The organism is Pontivivens insulae, assembly GCF_900302495.1.
GTDB classification, from domain to species: Bacteria; Pseudomonadota; Alphaproteobacteria; order Rhodobacterales; family Rhodobacteraceae; genus Pontivivens; species Pontivivens insulae.
This window is the reverse complement of sequence record NZ_OMKW01000003.1, coordinates 601377-620125: the sequence shown is the minus strand read 5'-3', so window position 1 is coordinate 620125 and position 18749 is coordinate 601377. Positions and strand designations below refer to the sequence as shown.

20 protein-coding genes are annotated in these 18749 nt (G+C 60.0%); 17 read left to right on the top strand and 3 right to left on the bottom strand.

Annotation, left to right across the window (positions count from 1 at the left end; genetic code table 11):
• The first annotated feature begins 90 nt into the window (after positions 1–90).
• The gene (locus POI8812_RS13580) at positions 91–687 is read left to right on the top strand and encodes a TetR/AcrR family transcriptional regulator (RefSeq protein WP_108783113.1); all 597 of its coding nucleotides are present in this window, start codon (positions 91–93) and stop codon (positions 685–687) included.
• Here the strand turns inward: POI8812_RS13580 and trhO are convergent.
• Positions 684–1622, bottom strand: coding sequence for an oxygen-dependent tRNA uridine(34) hydroxylase TrhO (trhO, locus tag POI8812_RS13575; RefSeq protein ID WP_108783112.1), 939 nt, complete (start codon positions 1620–1622; stop codon positions 684–686). The two genes, POI8812_RS13580 and trhO, sit on opposite strands and share 4 nt — an antisense overlap.
• A gap of 217 nt (positions 1623–1839) precedes the next feature.
• On the opposite strand from trhO, the gene POI8812_RS13570 reads away from it, so the two are divergent.
• The 13 genes from POI8812_RS13570 (at position 1840) to POI8812_RS13510 (ending at position 13564) form a co-directional block, all read left to right on the top strand.
• Positions 1840–5118: a pilus assembly protein TadG-related protein gene (locus POI8812_RS13570; protein ID WP_108783111.1), complete on the top strand. Its 3279-nt coding sequence runs from the start codon at positions 1840–1842 to the stop codon at positions 5116–5118.
• 230 nt (positions 5119–5348) lie between these two features.
• Positions 5349–6827 (top strand): signal recognition particle protein, encoded by a 1479-nt coding sequence (gene ffh / locus POI8812_RS13565; protein WP_108783110.1) that lies wholly within the window; start codon positions 5349–5351, stop codon positions 6825–6827.
• Entirely contained in the window at positions 6824–7333 is a 510-nt protein-coding gene (locus POI8812_RS13560; RefSeq protein ID WP_108783109.1) for a GNAT family N-acetyltransferase, read from the top strand. The genes ffh and POI8812_RS13560 overlap by 4 nt, the downstream gene beginning before the upstream one ends.
• The gene (locus POI8812_RS13555; protein ID WP_108783108.1) at positions 7330–7833 is read left to right on the top strand and encodes a GNAT family N-acetyltransferase; all 504 of its coding nucleotides are present in this window, start codon (positions 7330–7332) and stop codon (positions 7831–7833) included. The genes POI8812_RS13560 and POI8812_RS13555 overlap by 4 nt, the downstream gene beginning before the upstream one ends.
• A 76-nt stretch (positions 7834–7909) precedes the next feature.
• Positions 7910–8212: a chorismate mutase gene (locus POI8812_RS13550; protein ID WP_108783107.1), complete on the top strand. Its 303-nt coding sequence runs from the start codon at positions 7910–7912 to the stop codon at positions 8210–8212.
• A gap of 43 nt (positions 8213–8255) precedes the next feature.
• Positions 8256–8654, top strand: a complete 399-nt coding sequence (gene rpsP / locus POI8812_RS13545; RefSeq protein ID WP_108783106.1) for a 30S ribosomal protein S16 — start codon at positions 8256–8258, stop codon at positions 8652–8654.
• A gap of 58 nt (positions 8655–8712) precedes the next feature.
• Positions 8713–9342, top strand: a complete 630-nt coding sequence (gene bluB, locus POI8812_RS13540; protein WP_108783105.1) for a 5,6-dimethylbenzimidazole synthase — start codon at positions 8713–8715, stop codon at positions 9340–9342.
• Entirely contained in the window at positions 9339–9830 is a 492-nt protein-coding gene (gene rimM / locus POI8812_RS13535) for a ribosome maturation factor RimM (protein ID WP_108783104.1), read from the top strand. The genes bluB and rimM overlap by 4 nt, the downstream gene beginning before the upstream one ends.
• Positions 9831–9872: 42 nt before the next feature.
• Positions 9873–10655, top strand: coding sequence for a tRNA (guanosine(37)-N1)-methyltransferase TrmD (gene trmD / locus POI8812_RS13530; RefSeq protein WP_108783103.1), 783 nt, complete (start codon positions 9873–9875; stop codon positions 10653–10655).
• Positions 10656–10966: 311 nt separating this feature from the next.
• Positions 10967–11341 (top strand): 50S ribosomal protein L19, encoded by a 375-nt coding sequence (gene rplS / locus POI8812_RS13525; RefSeq protein ID WP_108783102.1) that lies wholly within the window; start codon positions 10967–10969, stop codon positions 11339–11341.
• 104 nt (positions 11342–11445) lie between these two features.
• Positions 11446–12336 (top strand): hypothetical protein, encoded by an 891-nt coding sequence (locus POI8812_RS13520; protein WP_108783101.1) that lies wholly within the window; start codon positions 11446–11448, stop codon positions 12334–12336.
• A 116-nt stretch (positions 12337–12452) separates the two neighbouring features.
• Complete coding sequence (rpmE, locus tag POI8812_RS13515; protein ID WP_108783100.1) at positions 12453–12674, top strand: 50S ribosomal protein L31; 222 nt, start codon at positions 12453–12455, stop codon at positions 12672–12674.
• Positions 12675–12754: 80 nt separating this feature from the next.
• Positions 12755–13564, top strand: coding sequence for a division plane positioning ATPase MipZ (locus tag POI8812_RS13510; protein WP_108783248.1), 810 nt, complete (start codon positions 12755–12757; stop codon positions 13562–13564).
• 58 nt (positions 13565–13622) lie between these two features.
• Here the strand turns inward: POI8812_RS13510 and POI8812_RS13505 are convergent, their stop codons facing one another.
• Positions 13623–14939: a D-alanyl-D-alanine carboxypeptidase family protein gene (locus POI8812_RS13505; protein WP_108783099.1), complete on the bottom strand. Its 1317-nt coding sequence runs from the start codon at positions 14937–14939 to the stop codon at positions 13623–13625.
• Between the two features lie 280 nt (positions 14940–15219).
• Here POI8812_RS13505 and POI8812_RS13500 point away from each other — a divergent pair, with 280 nt between their 5' ends.
• The 3 genes from POI8812_RS13500 to POI8812_RS13490 all read left to right on the top strand — a co-directional run bounded on the left by POI8812_RS13500 (position 15220) and on the right by POI8812_RS13490 (position 17122).
• Entirely contained in the window at positions 15220–15666 is a 447-nt protein-coding gene (locus POI8812_RS13500; RefSeq protein WP_108783098.1) for a phasin family protein, read from the top strand.
• Between the two features lie 96 nt (positions 15667–15762).
• Positions 15763–16116 carry an ATP-dependent Clp protease adapter ClpS gene (gene clpS / locus POI8812_RS13495; protein WP_245895406.1) on the top strand — a complete coding sequence of 118 codons (354 nt, stop codon included), beginning with the start codon at positions 15763–15765 and terminating at the stop codon, positions 16114–16116.
• Positions 16117–16126: 10 nt separating this feature from the next.
• Positions 16127–17122, top strand: coding sequence for a class I SAM-dependent methyltransferase (locus POI8812_RS13490; protein WP_108783097.1), 996 nt, complete (start codon positions 16127–16129; stop codon positions 17120–17122).
• Here the strand turns inward: POI8812_RS13490 and POI8812_RS13485 are convergent.
• Entirely contained in the window at positions 17119–18729 is a 1611-nt protein-coding gene (locus POI8812_RS13485; RefSeq protein ID WP_108783096.1) for an acyl-CoA synthetase, read from the bottom strand. The two genes, POI8812_RS13490 and POI8812_RS13485, sit on opposite strands and share 4 nt — an antisense overlap.
• Positions 18730–18749: the final 20 nt, after the last annotated feature.

Genomic DNA, 18749 nt, shown 5'->3' with positions numbered 1-18749 from the left:
CGTTGGTGAAGCTCCGGTTCTTGCACCTCTCAAAAAATGTTAAAGAACATATTTTGAGAGGTGCCATAGTGACCGCGACAGGAGGACCAGATGCCCTATTCGAAAGATCACAAGCCCCGCACCCGTGCGCGGATCGTCGAAGCCGCCCGGGTGCTGTTCAACCGACATGGGTTCGAGGGCGTCACCATCGACATGATCATGCAAGAGGCCGGATTGACCCGCGGCGGCTTCTACAACCACTTCTCAAGCAAGGATGAGCTGTTCTCTGCGGCGGTTGAGAGCTTTCTGATGGGACGGGGCGCTAAGTGGCGCGATGATGCAGGCATTGACCCGACCAACCTCAATCCCGACATGGCCCGGCAAATGCTGGCCAGCTATCTTTCCGAGGAGCACCTGAACACGCTCGATGGCCAGTGCCCGATGATCGCGCTTCCCTCGGACATCGCGCGTGGCAGCGAGGCGGCACAAGAGTCCTATCAAACACTGTTGCAAGCGATGGTCTGGTTGTTCGAGCGCAGCCTGTCGGGCCATCGTGAGGATCCCCGCTCCGACGCTCTCGCCCTGGCCGCGCTCAGCGTGGGTGGAATGGTTCTGGCACGTACACTGCCTGCGTCCCCGCTCGCACGCGAGGTGCGACAGGCGGCCCATGGCGCGGCGGTCAACCTGATGTCGGCTGATCCGCGTTAGTCTTCCGCCAGATGTGTTTCCCCCCGCGCAGCGGCAAGGTCGATCTGCTTTTGCCGCTGGCGAAAACGCGCACGGTCCGCCTCGCTGCGCTCCCCGATGCAATGGTGGCAGCTCACACCGCGTTCGAAATCGGGATGGTCCAGATCTTCGGGGGCGAGCGGGCGCCGACAGCCGCCGCACAGCACATGCGGCCCAGGCTCGACGCCGTGCCCTACACTCACCCGTTCATCGAAAACAAAACACGATCCATTCCAATGGCTCTGCTCTTCGGGGACCTGCTCAAGATAGGCAAGAATCCCTCCTTGAAGATGACAGACATCCTCAACTCCTTGCGACAACAGCCAGCTCGTCGATTTTTCGCATCGGATGCCGCCCGTACAGAACATCGCGACCTTCTTTCCCTCGAAGGCGTCAGCATTCTTCGCCCACCATGCCGGGAAGTCCCTAAACGAGGGGGTCTTGGGATCAATTGCCCCCTCGAAGGACCCGATGGCGACTTCATAGTCGTTCCGCGTATCGATCACGACTGTATCAGGATCCGTGATGACGGCGCTCCAATCCTCCGGGCGCACATAACGACCGACCGAGGCGTTCGGGTCCACGTCGCCCGCACCAAGCGTCACAATCTCCTTCTTCAGCCGAACCCGCAACTTGCGGAAAGGGGCCTCCTCGGTATGTGAAATCTTGGCCTGCAAATCGGCGCAACCGGGCAGGGCGCGCAGGTAGGCGAGCACGGCGTCGATCCCCTCGGGCGTCCCAGCCAGCGTGCCGTTCAGCCCCTCCCGCGCGATCAGCAGGATCCCGCGCACACCCTCGGCACGCAACCGCCGATCAACGGTTTCGACGAGCTGTTCCGGCGCAGCGATTCGCACGAATTTGTAGAGCGCAGCCACTTTGAATGCGGCAACATTATGGTCAGTGACGGTGGCAGTCATGACGCACAACCTCTGGTTTAATTGAGTATTTTGGAGCGCTCACGGCGCGGTGAAACACGACACTCACATCGCTTCAATCAGAATGATTGCGTTTGCAACCGCTTTTCGGCATATTCTTGCTCATAGCTCGCATTCCATCTGCGAGCACGGATACATCGGGCGTCGTGGGGGCGATAAACCGTGTATTCGTTGGGAGACAGAGTGGGGGATGTGAGCCATGCCAACGAAGCTGATGCGAATCGTTAAACGCTTTCTGAAAGCGGAAGACGCCGTCGTCGCGATGCAAGTCACCGTCTTTTCGGTGATGTTGCTGACCTCCGCCGGTCTCGTAATCGATTTTGGTCGGGCCTATTCGGCTCACACGTCGATGCAGGGCTTTGTCGATAAAGCCGCTCTTGCCGCCGCTGCTGAATTGAATGGTGAAGCTGACGCCATTCAGCGCGCACAAGCCGCCGCACAGGCAGTGTCCCAGGCGAGCGCATTCGTGGATGGTGAGGCGCAGTTCACCGTTGCCGTTCCCCTGACCTTCTTTGCGCGGAACCCCTCCGAAGCGCCGGGCGGCTTGGATGCGTCGAATCCCGGCGGAAACATGATGGTCACGACCGACCCCGCGCTTGCTCAATATGTTTTTGTGCAGGCAGAGGCCCGGACAATCGAATTGACGCTTATGTCTGTCGGCCTGAACTCCGAAGGCACGAACGATGTCACCGCTGCAGCCCGTCAGCGCATCATCAACGAAGGCACTGTGTTCCTTCAGGGTGCAGATCTGACAATCAATGATGCGGCCCCAGCAGGTTCCGTCGCCTATGGTGACTTCGGCGCATATGTCGATAGTGAGGGTACGGTCAGCATCTCTCGGTCCGATTTCGTGGATGCGGCAATCGATCTCGCAGAAAAGGAAGGCATTGTCGCTGATAACGGCGACGGCACCTTTACCGTCTATGCAACCGATCCAACGACCGGAACCACTGAAACAGGCCAGATGACGGAACAGGAACTGCGCGCCTTCGCGGCGGCTGTTGTTCAGTCCGATATTGATGACGGCGTTATTCAGACGAATGATCGCGGTGATATCGTGTTCGAAGGGGATGAAACTGTGGGTGGCGACGTCCTTGCCGAGGGCAACAATTCGCCCGCTGGCGCCGACTCGATGTTTGAGTATGCCGCGGCGTCCACTGGTTACAGTGACGATTTCCGCGCGCAGCTTGCAGCAGCGACAAATGATGACGGCACCATTGACCGGACAACGTCCATCTCGCTCAACGCATTTGCAGTTGCGCGTCTTGAGACGTCTTATTGTGGTCCGCTTTCCACGCTGGTGATGTGTAACCCGTTCGAAGATGATGCGCAGGGCCGCAGCTTTGCTGACATCATGGAGGGCCAGGAAGGCACCCGTATGCTGCTGACGGCAGAAGTTCACGCTGCGAATGGTGGCGCGATGCCGCTCGACACGCCCGGTTCCGAAATCCGCCTCGGCCTGCTTGCCAACCCGTGGGATGAGATCGGTGGCGACCCCACCGGTGTCTGTGCGGAGGAGAACCTCTCCGCATTCAACGGCTCTGCCTACGAGCCAAACACACTTGGCACCGAGAGTGATCCGCGCCTGAACAGCCCGGTCACCACTGATATGCTGCGGGACATGTGCTACCTCGCAACCATTGACGCGGGCCTGCAGTGCATCGGCAACGAAGTGCTGGTTGAGGCAGCCCATCCAGAGACGGTGACGACCGCACTCAACACCATCTTCGATATCTGGGATGCGCCGCTTGACCGTGTGCTCAATCAAGCGGTCACGACGGACCGTGACTTTGCACCTGACTATGTTGCGGTTCACGGCATGATGACCCGCGAAGAGCTCATCGAAAACTACGTCACCATGCGTGATGAGGCCGAGACCGAGTACTACGCCATGCAGGCGGACATGGATGATGCCGCGACCCGTTATTACGCAGCTCAGGCTGCGGGCGACAACACCGCGCTTCAGGAAGCCTATTCCGACTATCAGCAGGCCGCCTACCAGCAGAACAGCGCCAACTCTCGCTACAGCTTCGCCGTGGCCGAGATTGCAAGCGCGACGGAGACTTATCCGCCCATCATTCGGAACACGGCAAGCCGCCGGAACCACGTTGCGGGTGATGGTTATGGCAACCACTGGGGACCGATGCTTCTGGGAGACAGCTGCCTCGACACCCGCAATGGTGATCCGGCGCAGTGTACCGACGCACCTTACATGGACTTCCCGCGCACCGATGCTGACGCGTTGGAAAACGGCAGCTACAACGAAGTGAGCGCACCCTATCCGGCGGATGAGGTTGAGTATCCCGTGATTGAAGTTGTCGAAACGGCTGATGAGACCAGCGGCAACAATGGCGGCGGCAACGGCCTCGGCAACAGCCGCGGCGGCCCGCAGGGCAACAACGGTTGGGGCAATGGCGATCAGTGTGCGCCCGGTGGTTCTGGCGGAAACAACAACGCCGAAAACAGCGACACGGTTCACCACATTCACGGCGCGGGCAATCCCGATGATTGTGAGGAGGTTGCAACCGAAGAAAGCACGACCAACACCTCGACAGAACTTTCGGGCGACAATCTGGAGTACAACGCTGAAACGCTGACCTACAGCGTGTTCAACATCGGCACCGGCTCCGATGGCGGCCGCGACGTTGCAGGCTGGACCGTGGTCAACAACTCCTCCGAGGATGAGTCGATCCACTTCTCCTTCCGCGACACCGATGGTGAGACGGCACCGTCCGTGGGCCTCGTTCTCAACGTGCCCGCCGGTCATGCAATCGACTTCCAGACCACCTTTGTCTACGACGTCCGCGTCGCTTGGGAGAATGGCGCGATCAACATGGTTGCCCTTGAGGAATCGCTGACCTTCAACGGTCTCGAAGGCTCGACCGATATCGCGGTGGGTCTCGTCCCGACCTTCAGCTCCTACTTCGCGGTCTACTACTCGCCCTACGAGAACGACAACGGCCTGTCGCTGAACAATCCCGACTCAACGATTGAGTGGGACATCGCCGGTGCGTCCTCCATGTATGACGGCTACACGACAGTCGAGCGCGCCTATTCCGGCCTGCTGGATGCGAGCGCGTCGTCCGGTGGTGAGCAGATCCAGACCCTGCCACGTCACTACCAGTTCGCCACCACCCCCTCGGTGGAGCAGACGTCCGAGCGTCGCCTGCAGCGCGTCACGCTGGTCAATTGCGGTGCACTGGTGAATCCGGTTTCGGTCGAGGGCTATGCCGCCAACCCCGATCACAACGGTGCATATCTCGCACCGGTCGAGGGGGTCGTTGACCTCTTCCTCACCCGCGATGTTCAGGTTGCAAACTGCCCGGGCATGGCGAATGAGAGCGATCACATCGGTGCCATGAACTGCTGGAACAATCAGATCAGCCGCGCCTATGTCCATGCTGAATTCGCTGGCATCCAGGCCCCAGCGGCAGAGGATCCGGGCGACTACCTATCTTACGCCGTACTTGTGCAGTAATCCGCACATACAGCACAGCCATAGGGGCCCTCGCATCAATGCGGGGGCCTTTTCATATACGGCGCCACTTCGCTTGACGACTCTGCCCTGATCCTCTAATCCGCACGGAATTGCTCCGGAAGCCTTACGACTTCCGGTCCCACGATCCATATGTCGGGGATCGCCACCGGTCAGCGCGTTGCGCCCACCGGTGCGTTCGTCGTTTGGCATTTGGAATGAGGAGAACGGACATGTTCGAGAATCTGTCAGACCGCCTATCAGGCGTCCTCGACAAGTTGACGCGCCAGGGCGCGCTCAGCGACGCGGATGTGTCCACCGCTCTGCGCGAAGTCCGCGTCGCACTTCTGGAGGCTGATGTCTCCCTGCCCGTCGCACGCGATTTCGTAAAGAAGGTCCAGGAACAGGCGACCGGACAGGCCGTGACCAAATCGGTTACGCCCGGCCAGCAGGTCATCAAGATTGTCCATGATGCGTTGGTCACGACCCTTGCGGGCGACGACATAAATGCCGGCGAATTGAAGATCGACAGCCCACCCGCGCCGATCCTCATGGTGGGTTTGCAAGGCTCGGGTAAGACCACGACAACCGGTAAGCTTGCAAAGCGCATGACCGACAAAATGGGCAAGCGCGTCCTCATGGCCTCGCTCGACACCCGCCGCCCTGCCGCGATGGAGCAGCTCGCCGTGCTGGGTATGCAGATCGGCGTCGACACGCTCCCGATCGTTCCCGGCCAGACCCCTGTGCAGATCGCAAAGCGGGCGAAGCAGCAGGCGACGCTGGGCGGATATGACGTCTACATGCTCGACACGGCTGGCCGTCTTTCCATCGATGATGAGCTGATGGAAGAGGTCGCTGCCGTCCGGGACGAGGCAAAACCCCACGAAACGCTGCTCGTGGTCGATGGCCTGACCGGTCAGGATGCCGTCAACACCGCAGAGAATTTCGACAGTCGCATTGGAATTTCCGGCGTCGTGCTGACGCGGATGGACGGTGACGGACGCGGTGGCGCGGCCCTTTCGATGCGCGCCGTGACCGGCAAACCGATCAAATTCGTCGGCCTTGGCGAAAAGATGGACGCGATTGAGGAGTTCCATCCCGAACGTGTCGCGGGCCGTATCCTTGGGATGGGCGACATCGTCTCGCTCGTTGAAAAAGCGCAAGAGCAGATCGAGGCCGAGCAGGCCGAGAAGATGATGAAGCGGTTCCAGAAGGGTCAGTTCAACATGAACGACCTGAAAGGGCAGCTCGAACAGATGATGAAGATGGGCGGCATGCAGGGCGTCATGGGCATGATGCCGGGCATGGGCAAACTGTCCAAGCAAATGGATGAGGCAGGGCTCGACGACAAGGTGCTCAAGCGCCAGATCGCCCTGATCGACTCCATGACCAAAAAGGAACGCCGCAATCCGCAGATCCTTCAGGCCAGCCGTAAGAAGCGCATTGCCGCCGGTGCCGGGATGGAGGTGGCCGATCTGAACAAGCTTCTCAAGATGCACCGCCAGATGGCGGACATGATGAAGAAGATGGGGAAGATGGGCAAAAAGGGCATGATGCGCGGCGGCTTGGGTGCCCTGATGGGCAAAGGCGGCGGAATGCCTGCTGGCATGACCCCACCCGCGGGGCAGATGCCAGCCCAACCCGGCGGCATGCCGGGACTTGGCGGCGCAAGCCTTCCCCCCGGTCTCAGCGGCTTTGGCAAGAAGAAGTGAGCCTGACCGCGACCATACCCACGCTCACGACCGAGCGTCTGACGCTGCGCGCGCCACGTCGGGAGGATTTCCCGACGCTCGCCGCGTTCTATGCGTCTGATCGTTCGCGCCATATTGGTGGCCCAAAAGATGAAGCGGCCTCGTGGACGATCCTGATGGCAGATATCGGGACATGGGTGACCCATGGCTTTGGGTTCTTTGCGGTGGAACATGACAGTCAGCATGTCGGCATGGTCGGTCTGCACCATCCGCCCCATCATGCAGATCTTGAATTGGGTTGGACGATCTTCGCAGACGCCGAGGGAAAGGGCATCGCGCAAGAGGCTGCTATCGCAGCACGGGATTGGGCACGTGCCACGCTTCCGGCGCAGCGTCTTGTCTCCTATATCGACCGGAACAACACCCGATCCATCGCACTGGCCGAACGGCTTGGTGCGCGTGAGATCGGCACCCCGGACCATGATTCCCTTTGTGGTACATGGCTGCATCCGGAGGGCACGGCATGATTGCTCCGATCCTTCAGACCGACCGCCTGACCTTGCGTCCGCACACCTCCGACGACTTCGCACCTTATGCAGCTTTCTTTGCCAGCAAACGTGCGACGACGGTTGGCGGACCGCTCTCGGCCAAGCAGGCTTGGTTCTTCTTTTGCAATGACATCGCTCAGTGGAGCTTGCACGGCTTTGGCGCATGGGGTGTCGAGCGGACTGAGGATGGCGTGTTTCTCGGCCAGGTCGCGATCCAGCATCCCCCCTTCTTTCCTGAGCGGGAATTGGGCTGGGTCCTTCTCGACGGTTTCGAGGGGCACGGATATGCAACCGAGGCAGCGGGTGCGGCGCGGGATTGGGCCTTCGCAAATCTCGATGAAGCGCGACTGGTCAGCTACATCTCGCCCGACAACGTGACCTCGATCTCAGTGGCAGAGCGTCTGGGCGCAGAGCGCGACCTGATTGCCGAAGCGCCTTCTGACGAGGATCTCGTCTATCGGCACAGGGTGGCGGCATGACGGGGCGATCTGACATTTTGGTGCACGGGTTGTGCACGCATTGTGCACGGGTTGTGCACACGGTTTTGGAGGCGACATGACCGATCCCGTGACAAAGGCACGCGAGGTGCTGGCAGAGCACCGCGCCTCCATCGACAATATGGACGCCATCCTCGTCTACACCTTGGCCGAGCGTTTTAAGCGCACGCAGGCCGTGGGTCGTCTCAAGGCGGAATATGACTTGCCCCCGTCCGATCCGACGCGGGAGGGCGAACAGATTGCCCGGCTCGAAAGTCTGAGCCGGGATGCAGGGTTAGACCCTGAATTCACACGGAAATTCCTGAATTTCATCATTCAGGAAGTCATCCGGCATCACGAACAATACCAGGAAAACACCTGAGGGAACTCAGGTTCACGAACGACCAGATCAAGGAGTTAATCACATGGCCGTCTCTATTCGTCTCGCACGCGGGGGTTCCAAAAAACGCCCGTTCTACCGCATCGTCGCTGCTGACAGCCGCATGGCCCGCGATGGCCGCTATATCGAGCGTCTGGGCACCTACAACCCGCTGCTCCCCAAGGATTCCGAAGAGCGCGTAAAAATGGACGTCGAGAAAATCCAGGAATGGATTTCCAAGGGCGCAAAGCCGACAGACCGCGTGTCCCGCTTCCTCGAAGCTGCTGGTGTGGTTGAGAAAAAAGAGCGCGCCAACATGAAGAAAGCCCAGCCGGGCAAGAAAGCAGCTGAGCGCGCGGAAGAGAAAGCCGCCAAGGCTGCAGAGGCAGCTGAAGCTGCGGCGGCCGCTGCCGAAGCACCTGCTGAGGACGCGGCGGCGGAGTGATCCTTTGCCGGGCGGGCGCTGAGTGTGCGCCCGCCACACCCAACCGGGATCTGGTCTGATGCACCGCTTCAGTGACGATTTTGCCGCGGAATTGACCGAATTGCTGCGCTGGCGGCGCGATGTGCGCCGTTTTCGCACTGATCCGGTCCCAGAAGCGCTGATCGACACGTGCCTGGAAGCGGTGCGTCTCGCCCCCTCGGTCGGGTTGAGCGCTCCGTGGCGCTTTATCCGTGTGACGAGTGTGAAGGCGCGCGATGCGGCCTGCTCGAATTTCGAGGCGGCCAATGCCGAAGCCCTGCAAGGCTATTCCGGTGAGAAAGCGGCGCGCTATGCCTCGCTAAAGCTGACGGGCATGCGCGAGGCGCCCGTCCAGTTCGCGGTCTTCTGTGATGATAGCACGGAGAAGGGCGCCGGCCTTGGCGCGGGCACGATGCCCGAGGCCCGGGCTTATTCTGTGGTGGGCGCGATCATGTATATGTGGCTGACGGCGCGCGCGCATGGTCTGGGTCTCGGCTGGGTCTCGATCCTGGATCCTGAGCGGCTGACCCGCGATCTTGAAGTTCGGCAAGGCTGGACGCTGGTGGCCTATCTCTGCATGGGATGGCCGGAAGAGGACAACCTGACGCCCGAACTGATCAAGGCCGGTTGGGAGACCGCAGCACCATTGCCGGAGGTTCAAGTCAGATGAGTGACAAGATCTGTGTCGGAGCGATTGCCGGTGCATTCGGCGTGCGCGGCGAGGTGAGGCTGAAGAGTTTCACCTCTGATCCAGTGGCAATTGCGGACTATGCGCCGCTGACCACCGAGGATGGCAAACTCAGCTTCGATGTCGCAATTTCCCGCATGATCAAGAACGGCCTTGCCGCCACCTTGAGCGGGATTGCCACCAAGGAAGAAGCAGATGCGCTGAAAGGCACGCGGCTCTATGCAGAGCGGGATCGCATGCCCAACCTTCCTGATGACGAGTTTTACCATGCCGATCTGATCGGTCTGACGGTTCTCGATACAGGTGGAGCTGAATTGGGAAAGGTCCGCGCAGTACATGATCATGGGGCGGGCGATATACTTGAGGTGCTGGGCCCGTCGGGGGAGATCCTGATCCCCTTCACCCGGGCCGCTGTGCCAACTGTTGATCTGTCAGCCAAACGGATCATTGCGGATCTGAGCGACACGTGATGCTTCGGATTGGTGCAAATACCCCCGCCGGAGGCGTCTGACATGGCAATCCGGTCCCACGGGCGCAAGTCCATCGCCGTCAGCGCAAAACCGCGCGACCTGATGGGAGAGAGCGAGCTGATCGGCGTGTGGACGGCCCGAATACTGACGCTCTACCCGGACATGTTTCCAGGCATCCTCGGCCATTCGTTGACCGGTCGGGCCTTGCGGGAAGGCAAGTGGCAACTGGACACGACCAATATCCGTGATTTTGGTTTGGGAAAGCATCGCGCCGTAGATGACACACCGACCGGCGGCGGGGCGGGCATGGTCCTGCGTGCCGATGTGCTGGATGAGGCGATCCGCGCGCGACCGGTCACCGGACCGCTGATCTATCTGTCCCCACGCGGCCGCCGTTTCGATCAGGCAATGGCGCGCCATTTCGCAGCCGGTCCCGGCGTAACGCTGCTTTGCGGGCGGTTCGAAGGTGTGGATCAGCGTGTATTGGACGCCCACAACATCTTTGAGGTGAGCCTGGGCGATTTCGTTCTGACCGGGGGGGAGATTGCGGCCCAGGCCATCATCGACGCGACGGTCCGTCTGCTGCCCGGCGTGCTGGGCAATGCCGCCTCGACTGAGGAGGAGTCGCATTCGGCTGGCCTGCTGGAGCATCCCCAATATACCCAACCGCGAGCGTGGCAGGGGCGATCTGTTCCCGATGTTCTGCTTTCGGGCAATCATGGTGAGATCGAGAAATGGCGCCGCGCACAGGCCGAAGCGCTGACGCAGGAGCGTCGGCCAGACATGTGGGCCGCCCATCAGGCGGCGCAGTCAGACAAGACGTGAACCACCCCCCGGGCCCGATCTGGGGGCCCTTGAGCATCCGTATCACGCATCGGGCGGAGAGGTCCCGGATCACGTTCGGGACAAGGGGCCATAGGCAACCAACCGCCCTTGAACCTTTTCCTGATTCCCGCTATGCGACCACATCGCCAAGGCTGGTCAGACACTCGCGCTGCCCGTCATCGGAACCAGCCCCGGCACTAAGGAACGTCGTCCCGACCTCTGGCGGGCCTCATGAGCAGGCCCCGGCAGCGACCAAAGCTCTCGGACGCGAAAACATTCGCTGAAAACAGCGGTCAGATAGGACGACTGAAATGAACCTGCTTCAGACCCTCGAAGCCGAGCAGATTGCAGAGCTTGGCAAAGATATCCCTGATTTCGCATCCGGCGACACCGTGCGCGTCGGCTACAAAGTGACCGAGGGCACCCGCTCCCGCGTCCAGAACTACGAAGGCGTCGTGATTGCGCGCAACAACGGTAAGGGCATCGGTGCCTCTTTCACCGTTCGCAAGATCTCCTTCGGTGAAGGTGTTGAGCGTGTGTTCCCGCTCCACTCCCCGAACATCGACAGCATCACGGTTGTACGCCGTGGTAAGGTGCGTCGTGCGAAGCTTTACTACCTTCGCTCCCGCCGTGGTAAGTCCGCGCGTATCGCAGAAAAGACCAACTATCGCGCCCCCAAGGCGTAAGATCGGTCAAACCGGATTTGAAACAGGCGTCCTGCGGGGCGCCTGTTTTGCTTTAAGCCCCCGCCAACTGACGTTATCCTGTCGCTCAGGAAATAGGGGGCCTCATGTTCGACTTGCTGCTCAACAGCATCATGCTGATGCCAAAGGTATTCTTGCGGACCTTTCCCGTCGCGCTGCTGGTTGGGTCGCTCTATTTCGGGCTTATCTTCAACACGAGCAATCCGCTGTGGCAGGCCTTTTTTGTGGCGACGCTGACGACGCCCTATATCGCAATCATGCGCCTGTCGGCGATGCGGGCCAGCCTGATGGCTATCGGACGGACCCGTCCCGCGACCTTGAGCAATCTGAGCCGTTCGCAACTGCGCATGGCTTACGGGAACCTGTTGCCCATCAACCTGGTGCAGTTGATGGTCTTCTCGCTGTTCTACCTGATCCTTGTCGACCAGTTCAGCTCGATGTCTTACGAGGCGATGTTTGAGATGGCGCAAGCTGGCCGCTATCTGCCATCCGAAGAGATGATCAGCGACATCAACCTGTTCACAAATATTGTCGGCGGGTTCTCGGCCCTGATCGCGGCCCTCGGCTTTGGCCTGATGGGCACACCGATGGCGGTGACGGCGGCCAATGCCGCAGAAAAGAGTCCACGCCATGACATTACGTTTGGATTTGCACACAACTTCTTTGGGCTTTTCGTGCTCTACATCGTGGCGCAGGTGCTCAACGGGATCTTTGTGGTGACCATCGCGCTCTTTGCCATGGCGATGTTCCCGTTCATTGCCACGGAATACCTGATCTATGGGTTGGTGGCGGCAGTCGTGGTCTACATATCGCTCTATTTTGCCACCACGGCGGCCGGTGCGGCGCTGTCCTATGGTCAGTTGCTGGATCAGCAGAAGCTGGTGCGCGAGTATATTCAGGAAAATCTCGCCGGGCCGCAGACCTCCCCGGACGAATTGCGTGCCATGCGTCGGGCGCGCCAGTCTGGCATGAACTGAGCGCTTGCACCCCGGCGCGTTCCGGTCTAAGCGACGGGTTCCAGTTAGACCCTGCCGGGCGACGGGATGTGGCCTGCCCCACCTGCTTCAGTCCGGCGCATAGGAGCCTTGAGACCATGAAAAAAGATATCCACCCGGATTACCACGTGATCGACGTCAAGATGACCGACGGCACGATCGTTCAGATGCGTTCGACCTACCAGTCCGAGGGTGCGCAGCTGAACCTCGACATTGATCCGTCCACGCACCCGGCATGGACCGGCGGCACGTCCCGCCTGATGGATACCGGTGGCCGCGTGTCCAAGTTCAAGAACAAGTACGAAGGTCTCGGCTTCTGATCTTTTCCCTGCCCAGCAGGATTGCTATCACGTCAAAGCGCGCCACACCCGGCGCGCTTTTTCTATGAGTGGAGGCGGCATTGGCGCATATCATCGTGCTGGGCAATGAGAAGGGCGGATCGGGCAAGTCCACGACCTCCATGCATCTGTTCGCCGCCATCGCCCGATGCGGTCATACGGTCGGGACCATCGACCTCGACCTGCGTCAGAAGAGCTTCTTTCGCTATCTGGAAAACCGGGAGGCGTTTATCGAGCGCACGGGCAATAAGCTGCCCATGCCGGTGCGGGAGGTGCTGGACTATTCCGCGAAAGACAGCGTCAGTGAGGCGCAGGCCGAAGAAGAGGAAATGTTCGCCGCTGCCCTCGACCGGCTGGATCAGAAGTGTTCGTTCATCCTGATCGATTGTCCCGGATCGCACACCCGCTATGCTCAGATGGCGCATGCGGCGGCGGATACTCTGGTCACGCCGATGAATGACAGTCTGATCGACTTTGATCTCTTGGCGCGGCTTGATCCGCAGACGGGCAAGGTGCTGGGTCCGTCGGTCTATTCGGAGATGGTGTGGAAAGCGCGTCAGCTGCGCGCCAGTGCGGGCCTGAAGCCCGCGGACTGGGTCGTACTGCGCAACCGCATCTCGACGTTGAATGCGCGCAACAAGCGGCGTGTGGGCTCTGCGTTGGGTGAGTTGTCCAAGCGCATCGGGTTCCGCGTCATTCCCGGTTTCGGCGAGCGGGTGATCTTTCGCGAGATGTTTCTGAGCGGGCTGACGCTGCTTGACCTGCGCGATACCGGTGAGATGAAGTTGAACATCTCAAACCTCGCCGCGCGGCAAGAGGTGCGAGAGGTGGTGAAATCTCTCAACCTTCCAGGCGTCGACGTTTCCTTTTGAAATGTGAAAAGGGCGCGCCGGTTGGCACGCCCTTCAAACATCAACTCTCTCTTCGAGATCAGCCGCTTGGTGGTACAAGTCGGCAAATCTGATCGCGCTGCTGCAATTGTGAGCACGCGCCATTGGCCTGCGCCTCACTCAATCCCATGAACATTGCCGCGTGCAGGGGAACCCCCTCAATCACCGTTGCCTCAACATCAGGACGGGCGCCGGTCAGCGGATCAATGCGAGAGACCATTGCCGTTGTCAGTACGGCCTCTGCGTGATCGGGATCGCGATATGCCCCCAGTTGCACGGCCCATGCGCCCCCCGGACGCGCGCGCGGCAGCATGGAATCGCGCGGAGCGGTGCCGGTATTCGCGGCATTCACAAGTGGCACGGTCGAACCGGTGGCGATCAGCCGTTCGGTTGTGGCGGGCAGGGTGGCCGCCGAGGCGCTGGACACGAATGCACTGCCCACAAGGTCGGCCGCCGCGACAAGTTGCGTCACTTCGCTGGTGCCGCGTGGCAGCGGAACCATGGATGTCAGCACGGCGCCGGTGTCGACGCGCGAGGGACGCACGACGGTACGATGCGTCGGGGCGCGCTCAAAACCCATGTCGAGCAGTTCGACCATGCGGCGATAACGCCAGTCAGATGACTGTCCGCCAAAGATAACAGCGATAATCCGTTCATTCCCACGCTCGGCCGAAGCAGCGAGGTTGTAGCCAGCTGCGCGGGTGTAGCCCGTCTTGATACCATCCGCCCCGCGATAGGAGTTCAGCAAGCGGCGGTTGGTGTTGCGCACAGTGGCAACGCCGGCATGCGTGCTCGTCCGTCCAAAGATGTTGTAATATTGGGGGAAGTCGTAAAACAGGTGGCGGCTCAACTCTGCCATGTCACGGGCGGTAGACATATGACCCGATGCCGTCAGGCCGTGTGCGTTTCGAAACGTCGTCTGGGTCATGCCAAGGCTGCGCGCGGTCTCTGTCATACGCGCGGCAAAGGCGCTTTCAGAGCCAGAAATCGCCTCACCCAGTGCGGTAGCAGCATCATTTGCCGAACGGATCGCGGCAGCGCGGATCAGGTAACGCACGGAGAGGCGCTGCCCGGCGCGCAAACCAAGGCGGGAGGGTGGCTCGCTCGCCGCATTGCGGCTGATGCGAATCTGCTGATCCAGCGACAGCGCACCGCTCTCAACCGCCTCAAAGGCAAGGTAGAGCGTCATCATCTTGGTCAGCGACGCCGGATGAAGGCGGGTATCGGCATTTCTGGAATGAAGTACGGTCCCGTCGCGCGCGTCGATGACCATCGCCGCGTAGGGGGCCGCGTTTGCTCCTGTAGATAGCAGGAGGGCGGCAGCCAGCATGGCTGCCCGATAAACATACTTAAACATGGATCGCTCCAGTGAACTGCCCAAAGTGCCCTCGCTTTGCGCGAGTGTAGGTATTGTTTTAACAATGCCTTGTACGGCCTTGAAGAGCAACGGTTATTTTACGCACGACTCGCGTCGCGGAGCAGACACTATACCTAGTGGTTTTAGAATTCCTTAAACCAAGATAAACCCATTTTGTGCGCCGCAACATAAACCTCTTGACGCAGTGCAGCATAATCCCTATCTCTCATTGCAGACGAGGGCTGGTCCGCCCCCCACATAGAACGTAGGAGTACATATCATGGCTACGAAGACTGCCGCCAAAGACGCAACCGCACAGATGGAAGCATTTGCTGCAGATGCACAGAAAACGATGACCGACACGGTCGAGAAGATGACGAAGGGTTTTGAGGAAGTCTCCTCCTTCGGTCAGGAAAACCTCGACGCGGTCATGAAATCCACCGAGATCGCCGCGAAAGCTGCTGAAGGTTTCGGTCAGGAAGTTCAGTCCTACACCAAGAAGAGCTTCGAAGAGTCCGTCGCCGCGGCGAAAGATATGGCTGCTGCAAAAACCATGACCGAGCTGTTCGAAAAGCAGTCCGCGTTCGCTCAGTCCATGTTTGACGGCTGGATGAAGCAATCCTCCAAGATGGGCGAAATGATGATGGCGTCCGCAAAAGACGTGACCGCACCTGTTGGTGATCGCGTGAACGCCGCGACCGCACAAATGAAGTCGATGACGGCCTGATTGACGTCACATTGACGCAGAATTTGGGAAAGGGGGCTTCGGCCCCCTTTTCTGTTTGCCCCTGACGGATATATAGAAGCGTCAGAAACCGGACGGATGGCCGACGTGACCGATCAGATCCTGACAATGATGAATGACGAGCCTGAGGATGGCGAGGGCGACACCAGTGTCGTCACCAAGACGCGTCCGAAAACGGCAAAGCCGCCGCTCTACAAGGTTCTGCTGCTGAACGACGACTACACTCCGATGGAGTTCGTGGTTCACGTTCTGCAGCGATTTTTCGGTATTGATCATGACCAGGCCATGCAGATCATGCTGACCGTTCATCGTAAGGGGGTTGCGGTCGTTGCTGTATTCTCTCGCGAGATTGCGGAAACGAAAGTCACTCAGGTGATGGACTACGCCCAACGCAACCAACATCCGCTGCAATGCACGATGGAAAAGGAATGAGGCGCATCCTGTGAGCGATGCCGCCCGTCTGAACTATGCCCTCGGTCAAGGCTTGCTCTTGCCAGAGGGGCCGATGCTCGCCATTCGACCAACAGCCTCTCCCGAATGGCGCGAACACGTTGAACGGCTGGAATGCCTGCAAAGCTTCAAGCCAGATCACGACGCCTTAGCCTCCCTTGGGTTGCGGATGGTTCAGGAGGTGGGCGCAACCGCAAGTGCGCTGGTCTGTCTGACCCGCTCGCGCGAAGAATCCTTGGCAAATATTGCCGCGGCCTGGTCAGCGCTGCCCGAGCGTGGATTGCTGCTGATCAGCGGTGAGAAGAAACAAGGTGCAGACGCAATCTTCAAGAGCGTCCGAAAGGTGGCTGAGGTTGATGGCTCCACCTCCAAGGCGCATGGGCGTCTTTTCTGGATCACCGTCGGCGCCACGCGGCCGGACGTGCTTGCAGATTGGCACGCGGCGGGGCAGATGCGCCGCAATGGCGCGGGCTACCTGACCGCTCCCGGCATGTTCAGCCCGGACAAGGTCGATGCAGGCTCGCAATTGCTCGCGGACGCGTTTGCGGGGGAGTTGAAGGGCGATGTCGCCGATCTGGGTGCTGGGTGGGGCTGGTTGAGTGCTGCTGCTCTCACAAGCTCTGATAAAATTGACAGCATCAAATTAATCGAGGCGGAGAAGCTTTCGCTCAATGCCGCTCAGCAAAATATAGACGATGCGCGCGCAAGTTTTGAGTGGGGCGATGCGACAGCCCTGCCTGCGCGGCGGGTATTTGACACAGTCATTTCAAATCCGCCTTTTCATAAAACCCGGGCAGCGGATCCTGAGTTGGGCCGCGCGTTCATTGCATCGGCAGCGCGCGTTCTAAAGAGTTCGGGCACATTTTGGATGGTTGCCAACCGGCAGCTTCCCTATGAGAGCGCCTTGGAAACGCATTTCCAGCGTTGGGAGGAACTGCCGGGCAACGGCGCATTCAAACTGTTTCGCGCCCGGCGCCCCCGCAGCTAGAGCGCGGCGGCTTTCCCGCGCAATTCGAATTTCTGCACCTTGCCGGTCGAAGTCTTCGGGAGTTCACCGAAAACCACGTGGCGCGGGGCTTTGAAGTGCGCAAGCTCTGCCCGACAATGGGCGATAATGTCTTCTACTGTCACGTCGGACGAGCCTTTCAGCTCGACAAAGGCACACGGCGTTTCACCCCATTTGTCATCGGGTTTTGCAACGACCGCGCATATCGCAACGGCCGGATGGCGGTAGAGTGCTTCTTCGACCTCAATCGAGGAAATATTCTCACCGCCAGAGATAATGACGTCTTTGGCGCGGTCGCGCAGTTGGATGTAGCCGTCAGGATGTTTGACGCCTAGGTCTCCGGTCCGAAACCAGCCGCCAGCGAAGGCTTTGGCCGTAGCCTCGGGATTGCGGAAATAGCCTTTCATGATGACATTGCCGCGCATCACGACCTCTCCCATCGTTTGGCCATCGGCGGGCACGGGCACATCGCCGTCCCCCAACACATCCAGGCTTTCGAGAGCGGCATAGCGCACGCCTTGGCGCGCTTTCAGTCGCGCCTGCTCTGGCGCTGAAAGCTCTGCCCAGTCAGTATGCCACTCATTGATGACAGCCGGACCGTAGCATTCCGTCAGGCCATAAAGGTGCGTAACATCAAATCCGGCTTCACCCATCGCGGCGAGTGTGCTTTCCGGTGGAGGGGCCGCAGCAGTGAAGAAGCTGACCCGATGGGGCAATGCGCGCCGCTGATCGTCTGGGGCATCCAGAAGCGTGCTCATCACGATAGGCGCCCCACACATATGGGTCACGCCATGATCGGCAATAGCGTCGAACATCGCGCCAGCGCGCACTTGGCGAAGGCACACATGGGTGCCTGCAACGGCGCTTAGCGTCCAGGGAAAGCACCACCCGTTGCAGTGGAACATGGGCAATGTCCAAAGATAGACAGGATGCTTGCCAAGCCCTGCGCTGACAACATTGCCTGTCGCCAGCAGCATGGCCCCTCGGTGATGGTAAACCACGCCCTTTGGATCACCCGTCGTACCGGACGTGTAGTTGAGCGAGATGGCATCCCACTCATCTTGCGGCATGTCCCACGGTTCCGAAGCATCGCCCGCGTCCAGGAATGCCTCATATTCGCAGCGCTGATCGCTGATGGTTGGATCAGAGTAAGTTATGACCCGCGGCGCGTGATCAAGTGTGGCAATCGCCGCGTCGGCAAGTGGGCGCAATTCTGCATCCACAATCAGCAGCTTGGTCTCCGCATGGCGCAGGATAAAGGCGATCCCTGCGGCATCGAGACGAGTGTTCAGCGCATTCAGGACGGCACCACACATCGGCACGCCATAATGCGCCTCGATCATCGGAGGCGTGTTGAGCAGCAGTGCAGAGACGGTATCCCCACGTTTGATCCCGGCACGCCGCAGGGCGCTGGCCAGCGCGCGGCTGCGCTCGAACAATGTGGCGTAGGAGACCTGCTGTGAGCCGTGGATCACGGCGACTTGTTCAGGGAAAACCTGCGCCGCACGCTCAAGCAATGTCAGCGGAGTCAGCGGCTGATGGTTCGCGGCACAGCGGGGCAAATTAGCATTGTAATCCTGTTCCGTCACGGCGACCTCCAGCGCAAGTA

Coding starts and splice junctions, on each gene's coding strand:
- POI8812_RS13580 (WP_108783113.1), top strand. CDS start 91: ATGCCCTATTCGAAAGATCACAAGCCCCGCACCCGTGCGCGGATCGTC.
- trhO (WP_108783112.1), bottom strand. CDS start 1,622: ATGACTGCCACCGTCACTGACCATAATGTTGCCGCATTCAAAGTGGCT.
- POI8812_RS13570 (WP_108783111.1), top strand. CDS start 1,840: ATGCCAACGAAGCTGATGCGAATCGTTAAACGCTTTCTGAAAGCGGAA.
- ffh (WP_108783110.1), top strand. CDS start 5,349: ATGTTCGAGAATCTGTCAGACCGCCTATCAGGCGTCCTCGACAAGTTG.
- POI8812_RS13555 (WP_108783108.1), top strand. CDS start 7,330: ATGATTGCTCCGATCCTTCAGACCGACCGCCTGACCTTGCGTCCGCAC.
- POI8812_RS13550 (WP_108783107.1), top strand. CDS start 7,910: ATGACCGATCCCGTGACAAAGGCACGCGAGGTGCTGGCAGAGCACCGC.
- rpsP (WP_108783106.1), top strand. CDS start 8,256: ATGGCCGTCTCTATTCGTCTCGCACGCGGGGGTTCCAAAAAACGCCCG.
- bluB (WP_108783105.1), top strand. CDS start 8,713: ATGCACCGCTTCAGTGACGATTTTGCCGCGGAATTGACCGAATTGCTG.
- rimM (WP_108783104.1), top strand. CDS start 9,339: ATGAGTGACAAGATCTGTGTCGGAGCGATTGCCGGTGCATTCGGCGTG.
- trmD (WP_108783103.1), top strand. CDS start 9,873: ATGGCAATCCGGTCCCACGGGCGCAAGTCCATCGCCGTCAGCGCAAAA.
- rplS (WP_108783102.1), top strand. CDS start 10,967: ATGAACCTGCTTCAGACCCTCGAAGCCGAGCAGATTGCAGAGCTTGGC.
- POI8812_RS13520 (WP_108783101.1), top strand. CDS start 11,446: ATGTTCGACTTGCTGCTCAACAGCATCATGCTGATGCCAAAGGTATTC.
- rpmE (WP_108783100.1), top strand. CDS start 12,453: ATGAAAAAAGATATCCACCCGGATTACCACGTGATCGACGTCAAGATG.
- POI8812_RS13505 (WP_108783099.1), bottom strand. CDS start 14,939: ATGTTTAAGTATGTTTATCGGGCAGCCATGCTGGCTGCCGCCCTCCTG.
- POI8812_RS13500 (WP_108783098.1), top strand. CDS start 15,220: ATGGCTACGAAGACTGCCGCCAAAGACGCAACCGCACAGATGGAAGCA.
- clpS (WP_245895406.1), top strand. CDS start 15,763: ATGGCCGACGTGACCGATCAGATCCTGACAATGATGAATGACGAGCCT.